Genomic DNA, 23,908 nt, shown 5'->3' with positions numbered 1-23,908 from the left:
GGCGATGCTCTCCGCGATGAAGGGCACCACGGTGCGGCGCGAGGACCTGGACGCGAGCACTCGGGCACGGATGTTGGCGCTGATGCAGTGCTGCTACGTGGGCGTGAGTCCGGAGCGTTTCCACGCGGACCTGGACGCGAAGCAGTGGGTGTTCCTGCTGCACGCGAGGCGCACCCGGGAGTTGGTGGGGTTCAGCACGGTGCGGGTGGCGGAGGAGGAGGGGGCGGAGGTGCTGTACTCGGGCGACACGGTGATCCACCCGGACTGGTGGGGGCACAAGACGTTGCAGGTGGTGTTCGGAAGGTTGCTGCTCGCGCGCAAGCTGAGGAGGCCGTGGAGGCCGCTGTACTGGCTGCTGCTGTCGGGCGGGTACAAGACCTACCTGCTGGCGGTGAACTACTTCCCGCGCACGCATCCACGCCGGGACTGGGAGCCGCCGGAAGGGCGCTCGGAGTTCCTGCGAGGACTGGCGACGCGGTGGTTCGGCGCGCAGTACGACGGAGCGAAAGGAACGCTGCGCTTCGACGGAGCGCACTACCGGGTGCGGGACGGCGTGTCGCCCATCGACAGGGACGCGGCGGCGCATCCGCACATCGCCTACTTCGCGGAGCGAAATCCCGGCCACGCCGAAGGCGAGGAGCTGGTGTGTCTGGTGGAGATCCGGGGCTGGGATCTGGCAAGGGCGCTGGCGCGAAGCATCTGGGGCCAGCTGCGCCGCTGGGCCCGCCGTGAGCGCGATGCCTCACGGGTCGGCGTAGGGACCTGATGTGCTGACTTCGCGAAGCATGCTGAACGCGACGATGGCTGCAATGACGACGTCCGCGCTGCGGACGCCTTCGTGTGGAGCCCGGGCGTGCTGACTTCACGCACGATGCTGTCCGCGACGATGGCGGCGCTGACGCCATCCGCGCTGCGCTTTCGTCATGCGCTGCGGGAACCGGAGGCCGCGCAGGCGGAGTGCCTGACGCGCATCCTGGCCGCCGTGGAAGGCACGGCGCAGGCGGGCCGCGTTGCGCACTTCGGACGCATCCGCACGGCTCGGGAGTTCCAGGACGCGGTGCCGGTGTCCACTCCGGACACTGTGGCGGAGGACGTGGAGCGCATCGCTCGAGGAGAAGCGCGGATCCTCACACGCGAGCCTGTGCTGCGCTTCGAGCTGTCCGGTGGCTCCTCCGGCGCGTCCAAGCGCGTGCCCGTGACACACGGGATGCTGCGCGAGTTCCAGCGCGCGCTCGCGCCCATGTTGCATGAGGTGTTCCTGCGCCGCCCCGCGGTGCGTGAGGGTCCCAGCTACTGGTCCATCTCCCCACTGGGCCGCAGGCAACACCGGACGGCGGGAGGGATCCCCGTGGGCTCGGCCGAGGACAGCGCGTGGTTCCCGCGTCCGTTGCAGCCGCTGCTCTCGCGCGTCTTCGCCGTGCCGGGCATCGTGGGCCAGGCTCCGCATGTCGAGCCTTGCCGTTACGTGACGCTGTGGTTCCTGGCGCGGTGCTCGAACCTGTCGCTGATCAGCGTCTGGAACCCCAGCTTCCTCACGCTGCTGATGGACGCACTGGAGCGGCACGGCGAACGGCTCGCGGAGGACCTGGAGCGGGGAACTCTGCGGCCTCCCGGCCAGGACGCTGACGGCGCACCCGTGCCTGGAGACCCTGCCTGGATGGTGCTCGTGCAGGGGCTCCAGGGCGTGCGTGACACAGCGAGGGCCCAGGTGCTCCGCGCTGCCTTGCGGGAAGGCTTGCCCTCCGCTCGCGCGCTGTGGCCGGGGCTCGCGCTCTTGAGCATGTGGACGGACGCCCAGGCCGCGCACGCCGTGGCCAGCGCATGCCGCCGCTTCCCGGGTGTCGAGGTCCAGGGCAAGGGCCTGCTCGCCACGGAGGGCGTCATCACGGTGCCCCTCTTCGACGCGCCCGCGCCGGTGCTCGCGGTCCGAAGCCACTTCCTCGAGTTCATGGATCCCGAGCATCCCGACACACGGCCACTCCTGGCGCACGAGCTGACGGCGGGCCGCACCTATGCGGTACTCCTCTCCACGTCCGGCGGACTGCTGCGCTACCGGCTGGGGGACCTCGTCCGGGTGGAAGGCTTCGTGCACGCGACGCCCTGCCTGCGGTTCCTCGGACGCGCGGACTCGGTATCGGACCTCGTGGGAGAAAAGCTCTCCGCCGCGCGAGTGGGCACGGTGCTGGACGCCGCGCTGGGCCCCGCGCGTCCCACCTTCGCCATGCTCGCGCCGGAGTGGGGGACGCCGCCGGCCTATCGCCTGTTCCTCGAAACGGATCAGCCCCCCGACGCCGTCGCCGCGAACGTGGAGCGCGCCCTGTGCGAAGGGCACCACTACCGCTACGCACGGGAGCTGGGACAGCTCGGTCCCGTGCAGGCGGTGCGCGTGACACAGGGGGCCCGGCGCTACGAGGCCCGGTGCATCCAGTTGGGACAGCGCGCGGGGGACATCAAGCCCGTGGATCTGCACCGCCAGCCCGGTTGGACGGAATGGTTCGCTCGAGGGACGTCATGACGGTGCGCACGGTGGACCTGGACGCGGAGGCGGACCTCAACCGCTGCGGCGCGCTGAAGGACTTCTGGTACGTGGCGTGCCTCTCCACGGAGCTGCCCGCGAACAAGCCCCTCGCGCGCACCGTGTTCGGCACGGGGCTGGTCCTCTTCCGCGGACCGGACGGCGCTCCCACCGCGCTGCGCGACCGCTGCCTCCACCGCAACGCGCGCCTGTCGAAGGGCGACGTGTTCGACGGACGGCTCGGCTGCCCGTATCACGGCTGGGTCTATGACGCGTCCGGCGCCGTGGTGGAGATCCCCGCGCTGGGTCCATCCCAGCGCGGCGAGAAGCTAAACGCGCACGCCTGCGCGCACGAAGGCCTCAAGCCCGCGCCGTGCGACCTGGGAAGGCTCGCGCGCTTTCCCACGCGGGAACAGGATGGGCTCGTCTACGTCTACCTGGGCGCGGACGTGACGCAGGCCCGAGCCGAACCCTTCCGGGTGCCCTACTGGGGCGAGCGCGGCTGGACCGTGTACTTCATGGTGACGCGCTTCTCGAACGGCGTGACGAACCTGGTGGAGAACTTCATGGACGTGCCGCACACATCCTTCGTGCACCGCGGCTGGTTCCGCGACCCCACGCGCAAGCGCGTGCCCTCCACCGTGAAGCGCCACGCGGGCCGCGTGCGGATGACCTACCACCAGGAGGAGGACGCGCTCACGGGCCTGGGGCGGCTGTTCAACCCGCGCGGCCTGCCGCTCGTGCACACGGACGAATTCATCGTCCCCAACGTCACGCGCGTGGACTACCAGTGGGGCGACAGCGGCTTCGCCATCAACTCGCAGTGCACGCCCATCGGGCCCGCGGACACGCTCGTGTACACGGCCATCAGCTACCGGCTGCCGGTGGACGTGCCGGGAGCATGGGTGGGCCGAGCGCTGACGCCGCTGGTGCGCTGGTACACGCGGCAGGTCATCCAGCAGGACGTCGTCATCATGGAGACGCAGCGTCAGGGACTGACGGACGGCCCCGGTGGCGGCGTGTACTCCGGCACGGAGGCGGACCTGCACCACGCGGACATCGAGGCCTACCGCCGCTGGCTGCGCGAAGGCGCGCACGGCCCCGGTCCCGAGGACGCGGAGCGCGACGTGGTCTTCTGGGTCTAGACCGTGCCGGAGGCCTGTGCCTCCTCGGAGCCCGAGGAGGGAATCAGGGCCAGGGAGTAGCCGGTGAAGAAGGTCGCCCCCAGGAAGACCCAGTGGATCAGCCCCTCCGTGAGCGCGAAGGGCAGCGAGGGCAGGTGCTCGTGCAGCCACATCAGCGTCGCCATGGCGTGGGACGCATGGCACGCGGCCGCCAGGCCCAGCGCGATGCCGATCTGCACCACCAGCGACACCGTGCTGGTGGCGGTGGTCACCCGCCGGACCCGTTCTCCCAACTGCTCGAGGATGCGCGGGTACACGACCTTGCGGAAGAGCGCACCACAGACCAACCCCAGCAGCAGCGGGCCCGCGATCTCGATGATTGCGTTGAGCGGTTCCATGGCCCGCGACCCTGCCAGAGGACGCACGGCCCGTGCAAATCCTCTCACCCCATGCGGCGCAGGCCCGGCAGGTCCTCGGGCCGCAGCACCCAGCGCGGCGGCTCCGGCGGTGACGTGCGCGTGCCCACCTGCGTCGCGGGGAAGCCCTCCACCAGCGCGTAGTCCGGGAACACCGCCCGCGCCTTCACCAAGCTGCCGGCGGCCACGTGGCAGCCCTTCCCCAGGTGGCTGCCCTCGCAGAGGATGGCGCCGGGCTCCACCACCGTGCCCGCGCCCAGGTTGCACGCGTGCAGCACGCAGCCCGGGCCCACCACCACGCCCTCCTCCAGCACCAGCATCGTGTCCGGCTGCAGGTGCAGCACCGTGTTCTCCAAAATCTGCACCCGCGCGCCAATGCGCACCGGCCCGTTCAGGTCGCCGGTGATCTTCACCCCCGCGCCGATGATGGCCCCCGCGCCGATGACCACGTCGCCGGACACCTCCGCGGAGGAGAAGAGGGTGGCGGTGGGGTGGACGAAGGGGTGACGGTCGCGAAAGGCATACAGCTGTCCCATGGGGGCGTCCTCGGCGCGGTCGCGCGCGGAGAAGGAAGTCAATGGAGCCAGGGGCAATGACAAATCACCGCCCCGGCGCTGCTGCAGGTGGGCCAGGTCCTCCGCGGAGAGCATCCGCAGGACCTGTCCCGGCCGGCCCAGCACCACGGATTGATCCGGCACCGTCATGCCCGGCGGCAGCACCGTGCCCTCGCCCACCAGACAGCGGTCGCCCAGCGTCACGCCGGGCATGAGGACGGCGCCATCGCCGATGTCGCACAGCGAGCCCACGCGCGCGCCCATCACCAGCGAGCGCGGACCGAGCACGGTCTTCTCGCCGATGGACGTGGGGCGCTCGGGAGTGCCCACCACCACCGCGTCCTCGCGCAGCGCGGAGAAGGCTCCCAGCGTCACGGAGCCCCCCACCGAGCGCACGACGGCGCCTCGCGAGATGATGGCCCCGGGCCCCACCTGCGTGGTGCCCAGCAGTCGCGCGGACGAGGCCAGGGTGAAGTGAGGACCCACCGCGGTGGGCAGGAGGGAAGCGGTCGCGGGTGAGGGACTCATCAGGAGGCAGCAAGCTACTCCTGGGTTCCCAATGGGCATGTTGTCCCGGGGCGCGACGCGTCGTCCGGCAGCCAACGCTCGCCCGCTGCCCCGCCGGGGGTGGGTGCGGCACCTTCAGATGTCAGGAGTGGGTGGCAGGGTGCGTAGGAAGCCGCGTCGCTGGGCGCCACGTGCGGGCGTTTCGCGCTAGGAAGTCCCCTCGCTCTCGAAAGGCCTCACCCGTGGAAGAGACACCCCTGGCGGACCGGAACGCCCAGGTCCCCGCGCCCGTGGACAAGGGCGTCTGGACCCTGGTGAAGGAGGCCCTGCATGGCACCGAGCAGGACCTGACGCGGATGCCGCTCGGGCGCGCCATCTTCCTGCTGGCCGTGCCCATGGTGCTGGAGATGTGCATGGAGTCGGTGTTCGCCGTCGTGGACGTCGCCTTCGTCGGCCGGTTGGGCGCGGAGGCGGTGGCCACGGTGGGACTCACCGAGGGCATCCTCACCCTCATCTACGCCGCGGGCATGGGCCTGAGCATCGGCGCCACGGCGATGGTGGCCCGGCGCATCGGAGAGAAGGACGCGGAGCGGGCGGGGCGCACGGCGGTGCAGGCCATTGGCCTGGGCATCATCATCTCCACGGTGCTGGCGGTGGCGGGCATCGTCTTCGCGCGGCCCATCCTGGCGGCGCTCGGCGGCTCGCCGTGGGTGCTGGAGCACGGCGTGGGCTACACGCGCGTGATGATGGGCGGCGTGGTGAGCATCCTGCTGCTCTTCCTCATCAACGCCATCTTCCGGGGCGCGGGCGATGCGGCCATCGCGATGCGCGTGCTGATGCTGGCCAACGGCCTCAACATCCTGCTCGCGCCCTGCCTCATCTTCGGGTGGGGACCGTTCCCGGAGATGGGCGTGGTGGGCGCGGCGTGGGCCACCACGCTGGGCCGCAGCGCGGGCGTCGCGTATCAGCTCTACCGGTTGGTGCGCTCCAACGGCCGGCTCCAGGTGCGGCGCGAGCATGTGGCGCTGGAGCCCGGGACGATGCTCGCGATGCTGCGGCTGTCGGGCGCGGGCATGGTGCAGGCGCTGGTGAGCACGACCAGCTGGGTGGTGCTGGTGCGCATCGTGTCGACGTTCGGCAGCACGTCGCTGGCGGGCTACACCATCGCCATCCGCATCGTGATGTTCGCGCTCTTGCCCGCGTGGGGTCTGGGCAACGCGGCGGCCACGCTGCTGGGACAGAGCATGGGCGCGGGGGACCCGGACCGGGGCGCGAAGGCGGTGTGGCTGGCGGGCCGGTACAACCTGATGGTGCTGGGCAGCATCGGGGTGCTGTTCTTCATCTTCGCGCATCCGCTGCTGCGGTTCTTCACCACGGACGCGGCGGTGGTGGACGAGGGCGCGACGGCGCTGCGCGTCTTCTCCCTGAGCTTCTTCTCCGCCGCGTACGGCATGGTCATCACCTCCGCGTTCAACGGCGCGGGGGACACGCGGACGCCCACGCTCATCGACCTGGGATGTCTCTGGGTGCTGGAGCTGCCGCTGGCGTGGGTGCTGGCGAAGCCGCTGGGCCTGGGCGCGGTGGGCGCGTACCTCGCGGTGCCGGCGGCCTTCGCGGCGATGTCCGTGCTGGGCATCGTGCTGTTCCGGCGAGGGCGCTGGAAGACGCGCGTGGTCTGAGCGTCAGGGCAGGCAGATTTCGAAGCCGGTGCGTCCCCCGGGGAAGGTCCTCGGGGGGCGCGAGGCGGGCGTGACGGCGTAGAGGTGGAAGTCCAGCCGCCGCTGGAGGAAGCCGTCGAAGGCGGGGGCCAGCGGGTCACCGGCGTCCTGCTGCACGGTGAAGAAGTGGAAGCCCTGGCCGTGGAACGCGGCGTAGACGGCATCCAGCAGCGCGCGCAGGACGGCAGGGTCCTCCGAGGGGATGCTGGTGTTGGAGAGGTAGAAGTAGCGGAAGTCGCCGCCGGGCGCGGGCAGGCGGGGCGCGCCGGTGACGGTGGCGAGCGCGTTGAAGCCCCGGCGCACCCACTTCATGCCGCCCCGGTACGCGAGCACGCGGTAGCGCTTCACGGCGTCCGGGTTCCACGCGGAGGTGCAGCCGACGAGCTGTCCCGCCGGGTCGAACGCGAGGAACGAGTCCTCCACGCGAAGGCCCGGCCAGCGCGCGAGCCGGTGCTCCAGCTCCCCGGTGTCAAAGCGGTAGCCGAAGGGGCGCGAGCGGTGGTCCGCGTCCAGCAGTGAGGCCATGGCGGGCACGTCCGCGGCGGTGGCCCGGCGCACGGTGTAGCGGCTGGGGCGCGGCTTGCGGCGCAGGACGAACTGGAGCGACACGGCGGAGAACGCGCGCATCAGGTGGTAGTGCGGCTGCGCCTCCCGGGAAGCGGCACGGCGCACGAGCGCCTGGAGCGCGGCGGCATTGGAGGCCATGACGGCGGTGAGGAAGACGTCCACGCCATGGCGGCGGGAGGTCTCCTCCAGGACGGGCCCATAGAACCGGGCCAGGCCCCGGGAGCGGCGAGCGGAGAAGCGGGTGCGAAGGTCCCCCAGGTAGCCCACGCGGCAGGGCTGGCCCTCCAGCCACCCGTCGCGGACATGGATGGCGCCCATGCCATCCAGGCGGGAGGATTCACCGTGGGCCCAGACCTCGGCTTCACCGCGCTGCATGGCGAAGAGGCCGAAGTAGTCCGGCGACCGCTGCGTGCTGAGCACCAGGTCCCCGGTCATGGGTACGTCGCCGAACAGGTCCAGCAGCGCGGCGTTGTCGTCCCGGGTGGCACGGCGCAGGGGGCTCATACCCGTCACTCGAGGCCCTGGGTTCGCAGGATGTCGGAGACCCGCTGAAGGCCGGTCCGGTAGGCGAGGAAGAAGGACCCGGCTTCATCCTCGGAGAGATTGCGCCAGATGAGCCGCGGATTCGCGGCACTCCCCATGCGCTCGCAGAGGATGAAGGTGCGACGGACCTCTTCGATGCCGCCAAAGCGCAAGAAGTCCAGCAGCAGCGGGTTCTGACTGGTCAGGATGGCTTGTCGTTCGCCGATTTCATCGAGACATACGGAGATCCACTCGTGATGAAGGCCATTCGCGAGCTCATCCGAGATGACAAGGTCCGGTGACGCGTCGACGTGAGCAAAAAAGGCGAGCAGGCGCTTCTGGCCATGGCTGAGCTCCTCGTGGGACACCTCTTCGCCAGCGCGTTTGAAGAAGAGTTTGAGGTTGCTCAGTCGTGCAGTGTGCCGGTCCGGCTCGGGATTGAGACGGTTTGTCTCGTTGAAGCGGTCCAGGCCTTCGTCCAGTCTTCCTGACGTCCGGATGCGGCTGTGCAAGAGCTTGCTTGTCAATTCTAGCGAAGCCTCGCCCTGATTCCTCCAGAGGCTTGCGATGATTGACGTGATGGGTGGGGAGCTGGAATGGCGTGCTTCACGCGTTGAAGAACCCGCGTGGTGGAGCACCAACTCCGTTGGCAGTAATTCGGCTCTCAGGACTTCATCGCCGTCCTGTTCAAAGCGCAGCGCCCCCGAGTACTGAAGGCCAGGGAGAGAGCCCCTCTCAGGGGTACCACCGGGTTCAAGGGGAAGCGCTGGCGCCTCAACCCTCACTCTGGAGGTGGTCTGCTCGAAGTCGAGGATGCGGCCCATGACGCGCCAGCTCGCACTCAGGGGTTCGTCTTGAAGTGGCTCTCCAGGAACGTCCAGCAGCATCGAGAGCAGGCGCAGGAGCGTCGTCTTCCCCGTCGCGTTCCTGCCCAGCAGCACATTGATTCCCGGGCGGAATTCCAGCGTCGTCGGCGCGACGTTCCGGAACTTCTCAATGGTGAGCCGCGTCAGCGTGTTCGTCTTCTTCATCGAGGGTCCGCCCGGGCTCCAGGGGCGCTGCATCGTCGAAGGACCGCACCACACGCTCCCCTCAAGGGTCAAGAACACCTCCACCCGCACTTCCGCCCCCGCTCTGCCTGCGCCACATTGCGGGCCTTCACTCGCCGCACGCAGGAGGGCGTCATGGGGCTGTTGGGGTGGATCATCTTCGGCTTCTTCGCGGGGCTCATCGCCCGGGCCGTGCTGCCGGGGAACCAGCGCCTGGGGTGCATTGGCACCACGCTGCTGGGCGTCGCCGGGGCCTTCGTGGGCGGCTTCCTCACGTCCGTCTGGCGGGGCACCAACTGGCGTGACCCGGAGCCCACCGGCTTTGGCGGCGCCATCCTGGGCGCCATCGTCCTGCTCCTGGTGTCCCAGGCCGCCTTCGGCGGACGCTCCTCCCGGTAGCCGGGAATCCGGAGCCTTTCCGCTGGTTTGGGGGGCCGGCGGCCGGTTGTCCTACCTGCGCGGGCCCCCTTCCGGGGAAAGCACGGTTCCCAAGAGGATGCCGGGCACTTTCTGTAGTACACCGCGCCCCCAGGCATGCAGCGGGGGGCGGTCGGCCGCCGCTGAGCCAAAGGAAAGGCGACGACATCATGATGAAGAAGACGATCCTGATCGCGGCGATGCTGAGCCTGACGGCCTGTCAGGGCCAGGGTGCGAAGCCGGGCGAGACCTCCGCCACCGGCACCACGACGGCGGGCGCCGCCGGCGCTCCCCAGACCGAGGAGCAGAAGACGCTGTACGCGCTGGGCCTGTCCATCGGCCGCAGCATCAGCGTGTTCGACATGACGCCGCAGGAGCTGGAGTTCGTGAAGGCCGGCCTCAGCGCCCAGGTCACCGGCCAGAAGTCCGACGTGGACCTGGAGACCTACGGTCCCAAGCTCCAGGACCTCGCGCGCGAGCGTTCGCTGCGCAAGGCCAACGCGGAGAAGGAGAAGGCCAAGGCCTTCCTCGCGGAGAAGGAGAAGGAGCCCGGCGCCCAGAAGACCGAGTCCGGCCTCATCTACAAGGAGACCCAGGCGGGCACCGGCGCCCAGCCCCAGGCCTCCGACGTCGTGAAGGTGCACTACAAGGGCACGCTCTCGGACGGCAAGGAGTTCGACTCGTCCTACAAGCGCGGTGAGCCCACGCAGTTCCCGCTCCAGGGCGTCATCAAGTGCTGGACCGAGGGCCTCCAGAAGATGAAGGTCGGCGGCAAGGCGCAGCTCGTGTGCCCCTCCGACATCGCCTACGGCGACCGCGGCGCGCCCCCGAACATCCCCGGCGGCGCCGCCCTGGTGTTCGAGGTGGAGCTGCTCGAGATCGTGAAGCCGCCCGAAGGCGCTCCCGGCATGCCCGGCATGCCCGGTGGCATGGGCGCGCCCCCGGCCCCCGGCGCGAAGCCGCCCCCGGCCGCCAAGCCGCCCCCCGCGACGAAGTAGTGACCGCCTCCCCATGAGGGAGCGGTGAGAACGAGGGCCGGACGTGGGGGGATGCCTCCCTCGCGCCGGCCCTCTTCGCGTTTGCGCCAGGCACCTCACCGCGCTACGCCCGGAAGGCACACGCAGCGGCCCGGGCAGGTCCGGGCCCGAAAGGACACGGACATGAAGAGGCTCACGTGGGTGCTGGCGGCGGCGCTGATGTTCACAGCCTGCGCGACGGGCAAGCCGTCGGAAGTGGCGCGCGCGCCGTCCGCGACGGGCGCCGTCTCCGAAGAGGAGTTCAAGGCCATGCACACCCTGCGCAAGGACGCCGCCCCCGAGCGCAAGGGCCAGCAGGTGGAGCTGTCCGACGGCTCCAAGGCCTACCTGACCCTGCCGCCCAACGCGAAGGGCCCCCTGCCCGCCATCATCGTCATCCACGAGTGGTGGGGCCTCAACGAGCACGTGCAGGCCTGGGCGGACCGGCTGGCGGCGGAGGGCTACGCGGCGCTCGCGGTGGACCTCTACCGCGGCAAGGTGGGCACCAACCCCGACGAGGCGCTCGCGCTGGTGAAGCAGGTGGACGACGCGCAGGCCACCAAGACGCTGCTGGCCGCGCACGCGTTCCTCAAGAGCGACCCGCGCATCCAGGCTACGCGCACCGGCAGCATCGGCTGGTGCTTCGGCGGCGGCTGGTCCCTGCGCACCGCCATGGCCATCCCGGAGCTGAGCGCCGCGGTCATCTACTACGGCCACCCGGTGACGGATCCGCAGGAGCTGTCCACCATCAAGGCGCAGGTGCTGGGCATCTTCGGCACGAAGGACAAGTCCATCCCGCCGGAGACGGTGCAGGCCTTCGAGAAGGCCCTGTCGGAGGCCAACGTGCGCAGCCGCGTCGTGGAGTACGACGCGGACCACGCCTTCGCCAACCCGTCCGGCGCCCGCTACGACGAGCGCGCCGCCGCGTCCGCCTGGGCGGAGACATCCGCGTTCCTCGCGCGCACGCTCAAGCGTTGATCAGTACGGCCGCTGGCCCACGTAGTTGCCCGGCGGCGCGTAGTTGCACACGTAGAAGTCCGAGCTGGAGCCGTTCTGGGTGCAGCGCTGCATGGCGCAGCCCAGGCGGCGGGTGTTGCGCCACACCACCTGCGTGTAGTGGCCGCACTGCTCGCCCGCGGCGCAGGTGTTCTTCGAATAGTCGTAGTCCGCCGCCTCATCCACCCAGGCCTTCACCACGCCCTTCGTGTCCCAGTAGTTCGGGCTGGACCAGGCGATGTTCTCCCCCGCGTTGCCCCGGTTCGGGTTGTGCTCGAACTCGCAGTTGCTCGCCCACTTCTGGGCGACCTCCGCCACGGCGGGGTCCCACGTGAGCGGCTCCAGCGCGGGGGACGGCGTGGGCTTCGCGGCGGCGCGGGCCGCGTTGTGGGCCTCCAGCATGTCGCGGGCGAACTGCGAGAGCTCCACGGTGCCCCCGTCGGTGTTGGTGCCGGTGCCCCCGTCCTCCTGGGTGCCCGCGTCCGAGGTCGAGTCGTCCGGGTCCCCGTCAGGGATGCAGGCGAGCAGGAGGAACGGCGTGAGCAGGGCGGCGGCGGGCAGGGGGCGGAAGCGGGAAGGGCGTCGCATGGGAGGGATTATCCGCGCGCGGGTGGGTGTGCGGGCAAGCGGACAGGGGGGCTGCCGGGATGGGGAGGGCCCGGTGGCCCGTGCTAGGGTCGGAGCCCGGTCAGGAGACGCGACATGAGCCACGACGAATCCCGCGCGCGGAAGATCCAGACAGCCCTTGAAGGGAACGATGAGTTCAGCACCTTCTCCATCGACCCGGACCTCAAGAAGCTGAAGCAGAAGCTGGACCTCCAGTCCCAGGCGCAGCAACAGCAGTCCGGACGCCCGGAGACCGCGCCCAGGTCGGGCATGTTCATGCGGCTGTTCCACAAGATGTTCCGGGGCTGAGGGGCACGATGGCGAAGGAGTCCTACCGCGCGCAGTGGGAACGCTCGCGGGCGTATCTGGAGACGGGGGACCTGGGGCTCGCGCTCCAGGAGCTGCGGGACGCGCTGACGTTCGCGCCGGACGACGCGGTCCTCTGGGAGGAGATCTTCAACCTGTCGCTGCTCGGCGGGCTCACCCAGAACGCCCTGGCCGCCGCGCTGCGGCTGCGCCAACTGGCGCCGGAGAACCCCAACTTCATCGGCCTGCACGCCATGGCGGCGCTGCTCGCCGGCAAGCTGGCGGACGCGCTGCCCCTCTTCGAGGAGGTGCTCCAGCGCGACCCGGAGTCGGTGGAGGCCCGGCGGCAGCTCGCGCGGGCGCTGGACGTCGCGGGCCAGCGCGGCCGGGTGCGCACGCTGCTGGAAGAGGCCGTCGCGCGGGCGCCCACGGACACGGGCGCGCCCAACGACCTGGCGGTGCATTACCTGGAGCACGTGCCGCGGGAAGGCCCGGCGCTCGCCGCCAGCGTCCTGGCCCCGGTGCTGGAAGCGCACCCCGAGGACCCCACCACGCACTTCAACCTGGCGCTGGCGCTGCGCCTGGGTGAGCCGGCGAAGGCCCGCCACCACGCGGAGCAGGTCCTCAAGGGCAGTGACAAGGAGCTGCGCACGAAGGCCCAGCAGCTCCTGACGATGATTCCGGCCTGAGCCCGGGTCAGGATGCGCCGGGCACCCCCGTCCCCGGCGCATGGATTTCCAGAGACAGACCCTGAAGACCCCCGGCGCCGTGTCCTCCCTGTGCTGGAGCGGCGACGCGCTGGTGGACCCGGTGGGCGGAATGGTGCGCTACCGCCTGGATGGCGGCACCGACGACCCGCACATCCGCTACGCCTACCGCTTCGACCGCGCGGTGATGTCCCCGGACGGCCGCTACAGCGTGCTGTACGAATCGCTGGGGACGGCGGGGCTGCTGCTCGAAGGCACGCGCGTGGTGCGGCAGCTCACGCGCGACTTCTACCAGGCGCACGTCTACGACTACCCCGTGGCCCTGCACACGCTGCCCAGCGGACGCACGCTGCTGGCGCACTGCCCGGAGTCGTACTGCGTGCTGGAGCTGGAGGATGCCGCCACGGGCGAGCGCCTCACGAAGCGCGACGATGCCTCCGTGGACTTCTTCCACTCACGGCTCCAGTTCAGCCCGGACGGGCGCTACCTGGCGAGCGCGGGGTGGATCTGGCACCCGGTGGACGCGGCGTCGGTGTTCGACGTGCCCCGCGCGCTGGAGGAGCCCGCGTCGCTGGACAGCGCGGCGCTGATGGAGGGCGTGGAGGGCGGCATGTTCTTCACGTCCGTGGCCTTCGGGGCACGGGACACGCTCGTGTTCGTCCGCGTGGATGAGTCCCGCGACGGCGACACCTTCTACCTGGGCACGTACTCGCTGACGGAGAAGAGGCTGCTGTCGGAGGTGGAGCTGGAGGAGCCCGCGGGTCCGCTGATGGTCGTGGACGCGGAGCACGTGGTGGACTTCTTCGGTCACCCGAAGCTCGTGTCCCGCACCACCGGCCGCGTCGTGCAGCGCTGGGAGGACCTGGACACGGGCAAGGTGCTGGCCAGCATCCGCCACCACCTGCCGCCCCCGCCGCACTTCGCGATGGACGCCGCGAACCGCCGCTTCGCCGTGGGCACGGCGAACGGCATCGAGGTCGTCACGCTCGCGGCTCAGTAGGGCTTCTCACCCACCCAGTTGCCCGGCGGCGCGTAGTTGCACACCCAGAGCTGCCACGTCTTCACGTTGCTTCCGAAGGGCGAGTTCTTCGTGCACAGCCGCGTCGCGCAGCCCACCGCCTTCGTGGTGCGCCACATCACCTGCGTGTAGTGGCCGCACATCTTCCCGGCCTTGCACTTGCCGGAGGCGTAGTCGTAGTCGGCGGACTCGTCCGCCCAGCCCTTCACCACCTGCGCGGTGTTCCACGTGTCCGGCGTCGCGGCGGCCAGGTTCTCTCCGAAGGTGCCCCGGTCCGGGTTGTGCTCGAAGCGGCACTCCTTCGCATAGGACTCCGCCTTGCGCGCCGCCTCGTCGGACCAGGTGAGCGCGGGCAGCGCCGGCTTCGGCGTGGGACGTGAGGCCTTCGCCCGGGCCTCGTTGTGCGCGGCCACCATGTCGCGCTTCAGCTCCGCGGCGGACGGCAGCGGCTTGCGCGTGCCCTCCGGAGGCGCGGGCGTGGCCGAAGGCGCCTTGCGCGCGGCGGCCTTCGTCGCGGCCTGCTTCGTGGAAGAGGACACCGGGCGCTGCGCGTTCGCGCTGGCACCACAACCGAGCAACGGGGCCAGCAGCAACACGGCGAGCCCGCGACGGAACACAGGAAGAGCCATGCGCGGAATCATTCCGCATGCGCGCCCGTCGCGCAGCCGAACTGTGCGCAGCAGGCGGCCCCCGGGGTGCCCGAGCGCCTTCCTGCCCTACGCGCCCAGGCCGGGCAGGGGCCCCGTGCCGTCGTCACCGAAGGTCGTCGTGGGCACTCCGAGCATGTTCAGCAGCGCGATGTAGAGGTTCGCCAGCGGCTGGCCCTGATAGCGGATGTGCCGTCCCGGCGCGATGGCGCCTCCCGCGCGGCCCGCGAGCAGGATGGGCAGGTTCTTGTGCTCGTGCATGTTGCCGTCGGCGATCTCACTGGAGAAGTACACGGCGCTGTGGTCCAGCAGCGTCCCGCCCTCCTCCTGCACGCCCTTCATGCGCTGGAGGAGGTACGAGAACTGCTCCACCTCCCACTTGTCGATCTTCACCAGCGCGTCGTAGTTCGCCTGGGCCCGCTGGTGGTGCGAGTACGCGTGGTGCTCGCCGGACAGTCCCAGGAACGAATACACGCGCTGGCTGCGCGCGTTGCCCAGCATGAAGGTGCACGTGCGGGTCAGGTCGCATTGGAACGCGAGCACGATGAGGTCCAGCATCGCCTTCGTCTTCTCGCGCACGTCCTCCGTGTCCGCGGGCGCGGTGACGGCGCCGCACGCGGGGCCCGCGCCGTCCATCGCGTTCACGCGCAGCTCCAGCTCGCGCACGCCGGTGAAGTACTCGTCCAGCTTGCGCCGGTCCGTGGTGCCCAGCTTCCCCTGGAGCGCCTTCGCATCGTCGCGCACGGCGTCGATGATGCTCAGGCCGTACGCCTTGCGCTTCGCCAGCTCCTCCTGCGTGACGCCCGGGTCGAAGTCCGCGAACAGCCGCTCGAAGGCCGCGCGGGGCTTCGTCTCCTTGGGCACGGGCGTGGACGGCCCCGCCCACGCGATGTTGTTGGCGTACGGGCACGCGTAGCCGGAGTCGCAGTTGCCAATGCCCTTGCCCTGGTCGATGCCCAGCTCCAGTGACGGGTAGCGCGTGGCCTTGCCCACCGCGTTCGCCAGCACCTGGTCCATGGAGATGCCGGTGCGGATGTTGGTGCCCTCCGTCTTGCGCGCCTTCACGCAGGACAGGAACGCGGCCGTCGCGGCGGCGTGGTGGCCGTCGCCATCTGGCCTGCCGGGCAGGTTGTCCAGCCCGCTCAGCACCAGCACGTCCCCCTTCACCGGCGCCAGCGACGCGAGCGTGGGCGTCAGGGACCACTCCGCGCCCTCGCCACCGGGCGTCCACTTGGGCATGTGGATGCCGCACGGCGTGTAGAAGGCCACGAAGCGGCGCGGGGCCGGCGTGGCGGCGCGGGCCGTGCGCGGGCGCATGACGTCCAGGAGGGGCAGCGCCATCAGCGCGCCCATGCCACGCAGCAGCGTCCGGCGGGACATGACGGGAGTGCGGTTCATGGCTTGGGCCCTTCCGCCTCGCCGCGCCGCCGCAGGAACGCGTCGCTGCGGACGATGGCGAGGATGTAGTCGGTGAGGCGGCCGCCGCGGGCTTCCGCCTGCTGGGAGATGTCGCGCACGGTGCAGCGGTCTTCTTCTTCCGCGCCGCGCCCGAGCGCGTAGGTGAGCAGGTGGCGCGTCATGCACGCGGACAGGTCCGGGTCCTGCTTCACCACCGCGCGCATCTCCACGATGCCCTGGAACGTCTTGCCGCCGGGCAGCTCGCCGCTGGAGTCCACCGTCGCGCCGCCTTCCTCCTTCGTGCGCCAGCGGCCTACCGGGTCGAAGTTCTCCATGCCGAAGCCCAGCGGATCCATCAGCGTGTGACAGCCCGAGCAGCCCGGGTTCGCGCGGTGCTCCGCCATGCGCGCCTTGATGTTCAGCGTCGGGTCCACCGCCGGGGCCAGCCCGCCCGCGTCGGGAGGAGGCGGCGGCGGCGCCTTGCACAGCAGTTGCTCCAGCACCCAGACGCCGCGCTTCACCGGGGACGTGCGGTCCGGGTTCGCGGTGACGGTGAGCAGCGAGCCCTTGCCGAAGAGCCCCGCGCGCTCCGGGTGGCCTGTCAGCTCCACGCGCGTCATCGCGGGGGTGCCCGGCCTGGGCAGTCCGTAGTGCGCCGCCAGCCGGTCGTTCACGTAGGTGAAGGGCGCGTCCAGCAGGTCCTTGAGCCGGTGGTCGCCGGTGACGAACTCCTGGAAGACGAGCTGCATCTCCTGGCGCATGGCCTCGCGCAGTGGCTCGTCGAAGCCGTAGCGCGACACCGGCTGCGCGGAGTCCAGCGCGCGCGTGTAGAGCCACTGGCCCGCGAAGTTGTCCACCAGCGCGCGGGCCCTGGGGTCCGCCAGCATGCGCCGCACCTGCGCCTCCAGCACCTCCGGCTCATGCAGGTGGCCGCCCTCCGCGACCTGGAGCAGCGCCTCATCCGGCATGCTGCTCCAGAGGAAGTAGGACAGGCGGCTCGCCAGCTCCAGGTCGCTCACCGGGTGCGGCGCGGTGGACGCGGGCGCGGGGTCCAGCTCCACGCGGAAGAGGAAGTGGGGCGACACCAGCACCGAGCGCAGCGCCAGCTTCACGCCCACCTCCGGCGCGTCACCATGCTGCCGGGCCAGCGTGACGAAGGCGACCAGCCGCTCCACTTCTTCATTCGTGACGGGCCGGCGCCACGCCCTGCGCGCGAAGGTCTTCAGCAGCTCCCGCGCGCACGGCTCCGGCTGCGCGGGGTCCAGCACGCAGGCCCCGAACGCGCCCCGCGCCCACGCGGCCTCCACCAGCGCCTGCGCCGCGTGCGAGTACTTCTCCATCAACAGCGGAGACATGCTGAGCACGTCCGCGTTGTTGTCGAAGCCGAAGCCGTGGTCGTCCGGCGGGAAGTCGCGCGCGGGTGAGCCCGTGTCGCCCAGCAGGTCGCGCACGGTGTTGTCGTACTCCGCGCGGTTCAGGCGGTGCAGCGTGACGCGGCCCGGGTCGCGCGCCTTGGAGCGGCACTGCGCGTCCTGCGGATCCACGGGGCCGGGCGCGTCCGGCCCTGGCAGCACCCGCGCCCTGGGAGGAGACCCGTTGCAGCTCGCGGTCAGCACCACCGCCGCCGCGAGCCCCACCCTCCGCCATCTCCGACCGCAGGCCGTCACCCCGTGCACGCCTCCTCCGGGCCGTTGGAAGGCCCCGGCGGGCGCGCTTCAAAGCAAGACCCTCACCAGCGCCCGCGTGACGACAGGGCGACGCCAGGCTCCGTCCCCGGGGCGGGGATGGGCCTGCGCGGGGGACAGGGTGGGGAAGGGGAGTTCCGCGGCAGGGCAGTGCCCGTGGACCGCGAAGGCACCGCGCGCCGACTCCTGCCCCGGAGGACGGGGCAGGCGGCGCGCGGCGCTTCATGCAGCGACAGCGACTACTTCGTTTCCTTGGCGGTGCCCGTCGTCTTCGCGGTGCCGTCGAGGTACGCGCGGTAGGCGTCGAAGGCGTACGGCCGGCCGAGGAAGTCCTTCACCTGATCCGCGGCGGGCTTGGAGCCGCCGGGCTCCAGCACCGTCTTGCGGTAGTGCATGGCCGTGTCGCGGTCCAGGTAGCCCGCCTCCTGGAACTTCGTCTCCAGGTCCTTCGCGATGACGGAGGACCAGAGGTACGTGTAGTACGCGGCCGAGTACCCATCCAGGTGCCCGAAGGCGAGCTCGAAGTGGGTGCCGTCGCGGTACTCGTGACGGAAGGGGGACAGCTTCTTCTGCAGCTCCGCGAGCACCGCGGTCGTGTCGAAGCCCGGCGCGCGCGAGTAGTACTGGAGGCTGACCGCGGACAGGAACAGCTGGCGGCGCGCGTACAGGCCCTGGCCGAACTCCTTCGACGCGCGCAGCTTCTCCACCAGCTCCGCGGGGATGGGCTCGTTCGTCTCGTGGTGCTTGGCGAAGCTCTTGAGCACCTCCGGCTGCTCCGCCCACTGCTGCAAGAGCATGGACGGCGTCTCCACGAAGTCGCGCTCCATGGAGATGCCGGAGATGGGCGTCCACTTCTGGTGGCCGGAGAAGATGGTGTGCATCAGGTGGCCGAACTCGTGGAAGAACGTGCCCACCTCGTCGTGCGTCATCAGGTCGCCGGGGCGCGGGAAGTTGCACACCAGCACGGCCTCCGGCAGCCGCTTGTTCTCTTCACCGGTGACGAGGTCGAACTGCGCCGCGTGCTTGTACTTGTCGTCGCGCGGGTGCATGTCCAGGTAGATGCGGCCCAGCGGCTTGCCGTTGTCCACCACGTCGTACGCCTCCACGTCGGCGTGCCACGTCTTCGCGTCCTTCACCGGCTGGAAGGCCACCCCCCACAGGCTGGAGGTGATGCCCATGACGCCGTCCTTCACCCGCGCGTACTCCAGGTAGGGCCGCACCGCCTGCGAGTCGAACCCGAACTTCTCCGCGCGCAGCCGGTCCTCGTAGTAGTCCTGGTCCCAGGGCTCCACCACGGTGGCGCCCTTCACGTCCTTCTTCTTGCGAGCCAGCAGGTCCGCCATCTCCTTCTTCGCGCGGGCCTCCGTGGCCTGCGCCAACTGGTCGATGAAGTCCGCCGCCGCCTGCTGCGTGCGCGTCATGCGCGTTTCGGTCGTGAAGGCCGCGTAGCTGTCGTAGCCCAGCAGCTTCGCCAGCGCGTTGCGCTTCTCGATGAGCTGCGCGAGCACCGCCTGGTTCTTGGGGAACGCGCGCTGACGGTAGGTGCGCCACAGCTTCTCGCGCGCCTTCGCGTTCTTCGCGTACGTCATGAACGGGAAGTAGTCCGGGTAGTTGCTGGTGATGACCACCTTGCCGTCCGCGCCGGGCGCGTGCGCCTTCTTGTAGTCCTCCGGCAGCCCGTCCAGGTCCTTGGGCGTGAAGGCCACGCTGCGCGTGTCCTCCGCGATGTTCTGCCCGAACTGCTGGCCCAGCTTCAGAATCTCCTCGTTGAGCGTCTTCACCTGGGCGCGCGTGGCGTCGTCCCGGTCCACGCCCGCGCGGCGGAAGTCCAGCAGCGTGCGGCTCACCCAGTGCTGCGTGGCCGCGTCCGCCTTGGACAGGTCCACCAGCGACAGCGCGTCATAGACGCCGCGGTCCTGCGACAGCGCCACGCTGGCCGCGTCCACCTGCTGCTCGCACTCGCGGGACGCGTCGCGCATGGCGGCGTCCGGGTGCACCTCGTGCGTGAGGCTGGAGCGGTTGGCCGCGTTGAGGATGGCCGTCTGCGCCTCGTCGTACGCCTTGAGGACGTCCTGGCCGCTCTTCTTCGGATCCAGCTTCTTCAGCGCGGCCACCTGCGCCTGCGCGCGCTCCAGGTCCGCCTTGCACAGGGCCTTGAAAGCGTCCGGCGTGCCGGCCAGGGACTCGGAGCCCTTGGCGGGCGCCATCTGGGGCTTCGCCGTGTTGGCCGCGATGCGGGCCATGGCCTCGCGGTTCTGCGTGATGCTGCCGTTGGAGCAACCCGTCGCGGCGAGCGCCGCCACCACGGTGAGCGCGGGGATTCTCAAGGGGACTTCCTCCACTGGGGAAACGACCTGCTTCGCGGGCCCGTCATGCCACATCCCCGCCCCTCCGCGCCTGTCCGCCGTGAACAGCCAGGCGGCCCTCCGGTAGCGCCCGAAGGCCCGGGGGCCCTGCCTGACGCACCCCGCCTTGAGTCCCGTCCAGTCGCCCGGTAATTCCGCGCTCGCCTCGAATTCTTGGAAGTTGTCCTGGCCGGAGGGTGAAACGGATGCGCAAGGCACTGGGTGGTGCGGTCGCGGCGTTGCTGCTGTGGGGCTGTGGTGGCGCGGGCACGGAGGCTTCGCCGGCATCCCCCGAGGGGCTGTCCCTCACCTCCGGGACGGGCGTGACCGAGGGCACCTGGGCGCACGACGGGCAGACGGTGTCCTTCGCCTCGCGCGAGGTGGAGCCCGGGGTGTACCGCCTGGAGGTGCGCATGCACGGCATGACGCTGACGGGCCTGATGGACCCGGCGTCGGGCGTGTCCACGCTGGACGGCTTCGCGGACGCGAACGTGCAGGACACGCAGGTGGTGGGCCAGGACCGGCAGACGCTGAGCGCGTTCTACGGGGCGCTCAACCAGGGCCTGCCGCAGGGTGACGCGGCGGCGCCGGAGGCCATGTACCTGCGCCGCGCGGTGGGCCTGTGGGCGCAGCAGCCCACGAGCGTCACGCTCAAGCGCACCGTGATGGGCGAGCAGGGCCGCGGCTACACGATGCTGTGCAGCTACGCGAAGTGCGGTGGCAGGAACACGGGCAGCTGTGGCGGCACGTACAACTGGTACTCGTACGCGAAGCACGACTGCAACGTGGGCGGCTTCGACAACGCGCGCAACCAGCAGATCGCCCAGCTGGGTGACCACACGACGTGCAGCGGCGACGAGTACTACCTGAACGGCGGCACCTGGGTGTGCGGCGAGCCGGACCACTGGTCGCGCCCCAAGGTGATGGGCAACTGCTTCGGCCGCTGCGGCGGCGGGTGCGGCGGCGACACCCAGTACACGCTGGACGCCACCAACCACGACGGCTGCGTCCGCAACGGCCACGTGCTGGCGTCGGGCTACTGCGATGACCAGTTCATGTCCGCGTCGGACGACGAGCTGTTCGCGCCCAACTGCTACTGAAGCGGATGGGACGGCGCGCGGTGAGGCACGCGGTGGGGGCGGTGGGGCTGTGGCTCGCCGCGCTCGGCTGCACTTCGACGACGTCCTCCAAGGCGGAGGCCGGAGAGGCGGCCGTGCGCCGCTTCTTCCAGGCCCTGCCGTCCGGGGACTGCGCGGTGCTGGGCCCCATGCTGGTGACCGGGCAGGGCGTGCCTCCGTGCGAGGAGACGGTGAAGGACCTGCGCGAACACGGCATGGGCCTGGTGGACGTGCTCGACGCGAAGGTGGACGGGCGCGACCCGGACGCGGTGCTCGTGCGGGCGCGCGTGTCGCAGGGAGGAACGGAGCGCGCGGAGCCGTTCCTCTTCCGGGTGGAGCGCCAGGGTGATGGCTGGCGCCTTCGGCTGTAGGGGGAGTGGATGATGCGGAACCGGGAACGGGTGATGCTGGGGGGCGTGGGCGTGCTGGTGGCCGCGCTCGTCGCCGTACTGCTGCTGTGGCCGGCCCGGGAGGAGCATTCCCCTTCCGCCGCGCCCGCGGCCCGGGAAGCCGGCCCGGTGACGGCCGCCCAGGTCGCGCCGAAGCGCGCGGTGCCGGTGCGGACGCCGGAGCCCGCGCCCCGCCCCGCCACGGTGGTGCCGCCCGCTCCCGGAGACGTGCCGCCGGAGCCGGAGGTGGCCAACGCGCCGCCGCAGGCGAACGACCCCATCGTCGAGGAACAGCCCCAGACGGCACGCTGGAAGCTGGAGAAGACGGAGCACATCGCCACGCTGCTGGGCCGGGACGTGTCCCGGTTGGAGGGCGAGCGGCAGGAGGCGAAGGCGCGCGGGGACCAGGTCCGCGTCGGCCAGGTGGACGCGCTGCTCCAGCGCCACCGCGTCCGGCTGGGCGAGCTGCGGGAAGAAGCCCGCACCCTGGCCGAGGCTGCCCGGAACGAGCCCCCGGAGCCCTGACGCCCTGAACCTGTCCGACAGTCGGACAGGTTGGGCAACCGCGGTGACCGGGGCGCTGGTGCCTGGCCGGGCGGCACGAACGGGTCCGACAGTCGGACCCGTTGAGGCCGGGTGGGGCCGGAGGGAGCCCGCCGGTCCGGGCGTCCATGACCCGCGTGCCTGCTCGCCCGCTCTCCGGACCGGGTGCCGTGTCCTCTTCACCGGTGGGCCTCCATCGCTGCGCGCTGGGAGTACAAGCGCTTCTGCCGTGCGCGGCGCGCCCTTCACACGGGCGTGACAGACCCGGCGTGGCATGTGCATAGGAAGGGACGTGTCTGTTTCCACCGCGACTGCTTCCACCGGGCCCTCCAGTACCTCCTCCTCCCGAGGCACCCGGCTGGCCTCCATCGCGGTCGCCAGCGCGCTGTTCATGGAGTTCCTGGACTCCACGGCGCTGTCCACCGCGCTGCCCACGCTGTCCGTGGCGTTCGGCACGGACCCCGTCCACCTCAAGCTCGCGCTGACGTCGTACATCCTGGCCCTGGCGGTGCTCGCGCCCGCGAGCGGGTGGATCGCCGACCGCTTCGGCCCGCGCCGCGTCTTCATGACCGCCATGGTCGTGTTCCTCGCGGGCTCCGTGCTGTGCGGCTTCTCCCAGACGCTCGCGCAGCTCGTCGCCTCCCGCACGCTCCAGGGGCTGGGCGGCGCGCTGATGACGCCCGTGGGGCGGCTCATCGTCGTCAACTCGGCGCCGCGCGAGAAGCTGGTGTCCGCGATGAGCTGGTTCACCATGCCCGCGCTGGTGGGGCCGCTGCTGGGGCCGCCGCTCGCGGGCTTCATCCTGGGCGTCGCGGACTGGCCGTGGATCTTCTTCATCAACGTGCCGGTGGGCCTCCTGGGCATGTGGGCCGTGGCGCGCTTCGTGCCCCCGCTGAAGCAGCCGGACCCGGGCCCCTTCGACACGAAGGGCTTCGCCATCGCCGTGGTGGCCATCACCGCGCTGATGGGCGCGGCGGAGACGGTGGGCATCGGCCTGGTGCCGTGGCCCGTGCAGGCCGGCATCACGCTGGTGGCGGTGGGGGCGCTCGTGGCCTTCGTGCGGCACGCGCTGCGCACGCCACACCCGGTGCTCAACCTGCGCCTGTTCAAGGTGGACACCTTCCGCGCCAGCATGGTGGGCGGCGCGCTGGTGCGCATCGGCCTGGGGGCGACGCCCTTCCTCCTGCCGCTGCTCTTCCAGGTGGCCCTGGGGTGGGGGCCGCTGGAGGCGGGGCTCGTCACCATCGGGACGGGGCTGGGCGCCTTCATGTGCAAGCCGGTGGCGCCCGCGCTCATCCGCCGCGTGGGCTTCCGTCAGACGCTCATCGCCTCCAACCTGCTCACCGCCGCGCTGACGGCCGTGCCCGCCTTCTTCGGGCTGGGGACGCCCATCCCGTTCATCATCGCCACGCTGGTGTGCAGCGGCTTCATGCGCTCGCTGCAGTTCACCGCCACCAACACGGTGGCCTACGCGGACCTCCCCAGGGAGTCGGTGAGCAACGGCTCCACCATCGCGGTGGTGACGCAGCAGATGGCGCTGAGCGTGGGCATCAGCTTCGGCGGCCTGATGCTGCACGTGGCGCGCGGCGGCGGGGACGTGCGTCTCACGCCGGAGCGCTTCGTGCTGCCGTTCCTCGCCATCGGCATGGTGTCGTCGCTGGCCGGGCCGCTCTTCCGCCGGCTTCGTCCAGATGCGGGCGAACACATCGGTGGCCGGGCCGCGGCGCGAGGCTGAAGCGTCCAGC

The 23,908-nt window shown here is 70.9% G+C and carries 23 protein-coding genes; 14 read left to right on the top strand and 9 right to left on the bottom strand.

Features of this window, described 5'->3' with window-relative positions; translation table 11 throughout:
• Nucleotides 1-4 precede the first annotated feature (4 nt).
• From JYK02_RS20505 to JYK02_RS20495, 3 genes are all read left to right on the top strand, one after another.
• Nucleotides 5-766 (top strand): hypothetical protein, encoded by a 762-nt coding sequence (locus JYK02_RS20505; protein WP_207053358.1) that lies wholly within the window; start codon nucleotides 5-7, stop codon nucleotides 764-766.
• Between the two features lie 105 nt (nucleotides 767-871).
• Nucleotides 872-2,515, top strand: a complete 1,644-nt coding sequence (locus JYK02_RS20500; protein ID WP_207055235.1) for a GH3 auxin-responsive promoter family protein — start codon at nucleotides 872-874, stop codon at nucleotides 2,513-2,515.
• Entirely contained in the window at nucleotides 2,512-3,660 is a 1,149-nt protein-coding gene (locus JYK02_RS20495) for an aromatic ring-hydroxylating oxygenase subunit alpha (RefSeq protein ID WP_207053356.1), read from the top strand. Before JYK02_RS20500 ends, JYK02_RS20495 begins: the two co-directional genes overlap by 4 nt.
• Here the strand turns inward: JYK02_RS20495 and JYK02_RS20490 are convergent.
• Together JYK02_RS20490 and JYK02_RS20485 are read right to left on the bottom strand one after the other, a co-directional pair.
• The gene (locus JYK02_RS20490) at nucleotides 3,657-4,037 is read right to left on the bottom strand and encodes a hypothetical protein (protein ID WP_207053354.1); all 381 of its coding nucleotides are present in this window, start codon (nucleotides 4,035-4,037) and stop codon (nucleotides 3,657-3,659) included. The genes JYK02_RS20495 and JYK02_RS20490 overlap by 4 nt on opposite strands.
• 44 nt (nucleotides 4,038-4,081) lie before the next feature.
• Nucleotides 4,082-5,137, bottom strand: a complete 1,056-nt coding sequence (locus tag JYK02_RS20485) for a DapH/DapD/GlmU-related protein (RefSeq protein WP_207053352.1) — start codon at nucleotides 5,135-5,137, stop codon at nucleotides 4,082-4,084.
• Nucleotides 5,138-5,358: 221 nt separating this feature from the next.
• Between JYK02_RS20485 and JYK02_RS20480 the strand changes: the two genes are divergently transcribed.
• Nucleotides 5,359-6,795 (top strand): MATE family efflux transporter, encoded by a 1,437-nt coding sequence (locus JYK02_RS20480; RefSeq protein ID WP_207053350.1) that lies wholly within the window; start codon nucleotides 5,359-5,361, stop codon nucleotides 6,793-6,795.
• Between the two features lie 3 nt (nucleotides 6,796-6,798).
• On the opposite strand, the gene JYK02_RS20475 is transcribed toward JYK02_RS20480, so the two are convergent.
• Both JYK02_RS20475 and JYK02_RS20470 read right to left on the bottom strand, forming a co-directional pair.
• On the bottom strand, nucleotides 6,799-7,905 hold the full coding sequence (locus JYK02_RS20475; RefSeq protein ID WP_207053348.1) for a GNAT family N-acetyltransferase: 1,107 nt from the start codon (nucleotides 7,903-7,905) through the stop codon (nucleotides 6,799-6,801).
• 5 nt (nucleotides 7,906-7,910) lie between these two features.
• Nucleotides 7,911-8,954, bottom strand: a complete 1,044-nt coding sequence (locus tag JYK02_RS20470) for an AAA family ATPase (RefSeq protein WP_207053346.1) — start codon at nucleotides 8,952-8,954, stop codon at nucleotides 7,911-7,913.
• Nucleotides 8,955-9,107: 153 nt separating this feature from the next.
• On the opposite strand from JYK02_RS20470, the gene JYK02_RS20465 reads away from it, so the two are divergent.
• From JYK02_RS20465 to JYK02_RS20455, 3 genes are all read left to right on the top strand, one after another.
• Complete coding sequence (locus JYK02_RS20465; protein ID WP_207053345.1) at nucleotides 9,108-9,371, top strand: GlsB/YeaQ/YmgE family stress response membrane protein; 264 nt, start codon at nucleotides 9,108-9,110, stop codon at nucleotides 9,369-9,371.
• Nucleotides 9,372-9,562: 191 nt separating this feature from the next.
• Complete coding sequence (locus tag JYK02_RS20460; protein ID WP_207055234.1) at nucleotides 9,563-10,387, top strand: FKBP-type peptidyl-prolyl cis-trans isomerase; 825 nt, start codon at nucleotides 9,563-9,565, stop codon at nucleotides 10,385-10,387.
• A gap of 162 nt (nucleotides 10,388-10,549) precedes the next feature.
• Nucleotides 10,550-11,383 carry a dienelactone hydrolase family protein gene (locus tag JYK02_RS20455; RefSeq protein WP_207053344.1) on the top strand — a complete coding sequence of 278 codons (834 nt, stop codon included), beginning with the start codon at nucleotides 10,550-10,552 and terminating at the stop codon, nucleotides 11,381-11,383.
• On the opposite strand, the gene JYK02_RS20450 is transcribed toward JYK02_RS20455, so the two are convergent.
• Complete coding sequence (locus JYK02_RS20450; RefSeq protein ID WP_207053343.1) at nucleotides 11,384-11,989, bottom strand: CAP domain-containing protein; 606 nt, start codon at nucleotides 11,987-11,989, stop codon at nucleotides 11,384-11,386.
• 114 nt (nucleotides 11,990-12,103) lie between these two features.
• Between JYK02_RS20450 and JYK02_RS20445 the strand changes: the two genes are divergently transcribed.
• From JYK02_RS20445 to JYK02_RS20435, 3 genes are all read left to right on the top strand, one after another.
• On the top strand, nucleotides 12,104-12,316 hold the full coding sequence (locus tag JYK02_RS20445; protein ID WP_207053342.1) for a hypothetical protein: 213 nt from the start codon (nucleotides 12,104-12,106) through the stop codon (nucleotides 12,314-12,316).
• A gap of 8 nt (nucleotides 12,317-12,324) precedes the next feature.
• A complete protein-coding gene (locus JYK02_RS20440) occupies nucleotides 12,325-13,002 on the top strand; it encodes a tetratricopeptide repeat protein (RefSeq protein ID WP_207055233.1) in 678 nt (225 codons plus the stop codon).
• A 79-nt stretch (nucleotides 13,003-13,081) separates the two neighbouring features.
• Nucleotides 13,082-14,020 (top strand): hypothetical protein, encoded by a 939-nt coding sequence (locus tag JYK02_RS20435; protein ID WP_347402536.1) that lies wholly within the window; start codon nucleotides 13,082-13,084, stop codon nucleotides 14,018-14,020.
• Here JYK02_RS20435 and JYK02_RS20430 read toward each other — a convergent pair.
• The 4 genes from JYK02_RS20430 to JYK02_RS20415 all read right to left on the bottom strand — a co-directional run bounded on the left by JYK02_RS20430 (nucleotide 14,014) and on the right by JYK02_RS20415 (nucleotide 19,975).
• Nucleotides 14,014-14,667, bottom strand: coding sequence for a CAP domain-containing protein (locus JYK02_RS20430; protein ID WP_242588821.1), 654 nt, complete (start codon nucleotides 14,665-14,667; stop codon nucleotides 14,014-14,016). The genes JYK02_RS20435 and JYK02_RS20430 overlap by 7 nt on opposite strands.
• A gap of 87 nt (nucleotides 14,668-14,754) precedes the next feature.
• Nucleotides 14,755-16,083: a DUF1552 domain-containing protein gene (locus tag JYK02_RS20425; protein ID WP_207053339.1), complete on the bottom strand. Its 1,329-nt coding sequence runs from the start codon at nucleotides 16,081-16,083 to the stop codon at nucleotides 14,755-14,757.
• The gene (locus JYK02_RS20420; RefSeq protein WP_347402535.1) at nucleotides 16,080-17,720 is read right to left on the bottom strand and encodes a DUF1592 domain-containing protein; all 1,641 of its coding nucleotides are present in this window, start codon (nucleotides 17,718-17,720) and stop codon (nucleotides 16,080-16,082) included. The genes JYK02_RS20425 and JYK02_RS20420 overlap by 4 nt, the downstream gene beginning before the upstream one ends.
• A 287-nt stretch (nucleotides 17,721-18,007) precedes the next feature.
• Nucleotides 18,008-19,975: a M3 family metallopeptidase gene (locus JYK02_RS20415; protein ID WP_242589096.1), complete on the bottom strand. Its 1,968-nt coding sequence runs from the start codon at nucleotides 19,973-19,975 to the stop codon at nucleotides 18,008-18,010.
• 344 nt (nucleotides 19,976-20,319) lie between these two features.
• On the opposite strand from JYK02_RS20415, the gene JYK02_RS20410 reads away from it, so the two are divergent.
• The 4 genes from JYK02_RS20410 (at nucleotide 20,320) to JYK02_RS20395 (ending at nucleotide 23,898) form a co-directional block, all read left to right on the top strand.
• Nucleotides 20,320-21,213: a hypothetical protein gene (locus JYK02_RS20410; protein WP_207053335.1), complete on the top strand. Its 894-nt coding sequence runs from the start codon at nucleotides 20,320-20,322 to the stop codon at nucleotides 21,211-21,213.
• A 5-nt stretch (nucleotides 21,214-21,218) separates the two neighbouring features.
• Complete coding sequence (locus JYK02_RS20405; protein ID WP_207053334.1) at nucleotides 21,219-21,602, top strand: hypothetical protein; 384 nt, start codon at nucleotides 21,219-21,221, stop codon at nucleotides 21,600-21,602.
• Nucleotides 21,603-21,611: 9 nt separating this feature from the next.
• Complete coding sequence (locus tag JYK02_RS20400) at nucleotides 21,612-22,145, top strand: hypothetical protein (RefSeq protein ID WP_242588820.1); 534 nt, start codon at nucleotides 21,612-21,614, stop codon at nucleotides 22,143-22,145.
• Nucleotides 22,146-22,554: 409 nt separating this feature from the next.
• Nucleotides 22,555-23,898, top strand: a complete 1,344-nt coding sequence (locus tag JYK02_RS20395; RefSeq protein WP_242589095.1) for a DHA2 family efflux MFS transporter permease subunit — start codon at nucleotides 22,555-22,557, stop codon at nucleotides 23,896-23,898.
• The last annotated feature ends 10 nt before the right edge of the window (nucleotides 23,899-23,908 follow it).

Origin of the sequence: Corallococcus macrosporus, assembly GCF_017302985.1 — a bacterium.
Taxonomy (GTDB): domain Bacteria; phylum Myxococcota; class Myxococcia; order Myxococcales; family Myxococcaceae; genus Corallococcus; species Corallococcus macrosporus_A.
Note: the sequence above shows the minus strand (reverse complement) of the source record. Positions and strands in the feature narration are given on the sequence as shown.

Coding starts and splice junctions, on each gene's coding strand:
- JYK02_RS20495 (WP_207053356.1), top strand. CDS start 2,512: ATGACGGTGCGCACGGTGGACCTGGACGCGGAGGCGGACCTCAACCGC.
- JYK02_RS20415 (WP_242589096.1), bottom strand. CDS start 19,975: ATGGCGCCCGCCAAGGGCTCCGAGTCCCTGGCCGGCACGCCGGACGCT.
- JYK02_RS20445 (WP_207053342.1), top strand. CDS start 12,104: ATGAGCCACGACGAATCCCGCGCGCGGAAGATCCAGACAGCCCTTGAA.
- JYK02_RS20450 (WP_207053343.1), bottom strand. CDS start 11,989: ATGCGACGCCCTTCCCGCTTCCGCCCCCTGCCCGCCGCCGCCCTGCTC.
- JYK02_RS20430 (WP_242588821.1), bottom strand. CDS start 14,667: ATGGCTCTTCCTGTGTTCCGTCGCGGGCTCGCCGTGTTGCTGCTGGCC.
- JYK02_RS20440 (WP_207055233.1), top strand. CDS start 12,325: ATGGCGAAGGAGTCCTACCGCGCGCAGTGGGAACGCTCGCGGGCGTAT.
- JYK02_RS20465 (WP_207053345.1), top strand. CDS start 9,108: ATGGGGCTGTTGGGGTGGATCATCTTCGGCTTCTTCGCGGGGCTCATC.
- JYK02_RS20475 (WP_207053348.1), bottom strand. CDS start 7,905: ATGAGCCCCCTGCGCCGTGCCACCCGGGACGACAACGCCGCGCTGCTG.
- JYK02_RS20500 (WP_207055235.1), top strand. CDS start 872: ATGCTGTCCGCGACGATGGCGGCGCTGACGCCATCCGCGCTGCGCTTT.
- JYK02_RS20395 (WP_242589095.1), top strand. CDS start 22,555: ATGGAGTTCCTGGACTCCACGGCGCTGTCCACCGCGCTGCCCACGCTG.
- JYK02_RS20405 (WP_207053334.1), top strand. CDS start 21,219: ATGGGACGGCGCGCGGTGAGGCACGCGGTGGGGGCGGTGGGGCTGTGG.
- JYK02_RS20410 (WP_207053335.1), top strand. CDS start 20,320: ATGCGCAAGGCACTGGGTGGTGCGGTCGCGGCGTTGCTGCTGTGGGGC.
- JYK02_RS20470 (WP_207053346.1), bottom strand. CDS start 8,954: ATGAAGAAGACGAACACGCTGACGCGGCTCACCATTGAGAAGTTCCGG.
- JYK02_RS20485 (WP_207053352.1), bottom strand. CDS start 5,137: ATGAGTCCCTCACCCGCGACCGCTTCCCTCCTGCCCACCGCGGTGGGT.
- JYK02_RS20400 (WP_242588820.1), top strand. CDS start 21,612: ATGATGCGGAACCGGGAACGGGTGATGCTGGGGGGCGTGGGCGTGCTG.
- JYK02_RS20490 (WP_207053354.1), bottom strand. CDS start 4,037: ATGGAACCGCTCAACGCAATCATCGAGATCGCGGGCCCGCTGCTGCTG.
- JYK02_RS20425 (WP_207053339.1), bottom strand. CDS start 16,083: ATGAACCGCACTCCCGTCATGTCCCGCCGGACGCTGCTGCGTGGCATG.
- JYK02_RS20460 (WP_207055234.1), top strand. CDS start 9,563: ATGAAGAAGACGATCCTGATCGCGGCGATGCTGAGCCTGACGGCCTGT.
- JYK02_RS20505 (WP_207053358.1), top strand. CDS start 5: ATGCTCTCCGCGATGAAGGGCACCACGGTGCGGCGCGAGGACCTGGAC.
- JYK02_RS20455 (WP_207053344.1), top strand. CDS start 10,550: ATGAAGAGGCTCACGTGGGTGCTGGCGGCGGCGCTGATGTTCACAGCC.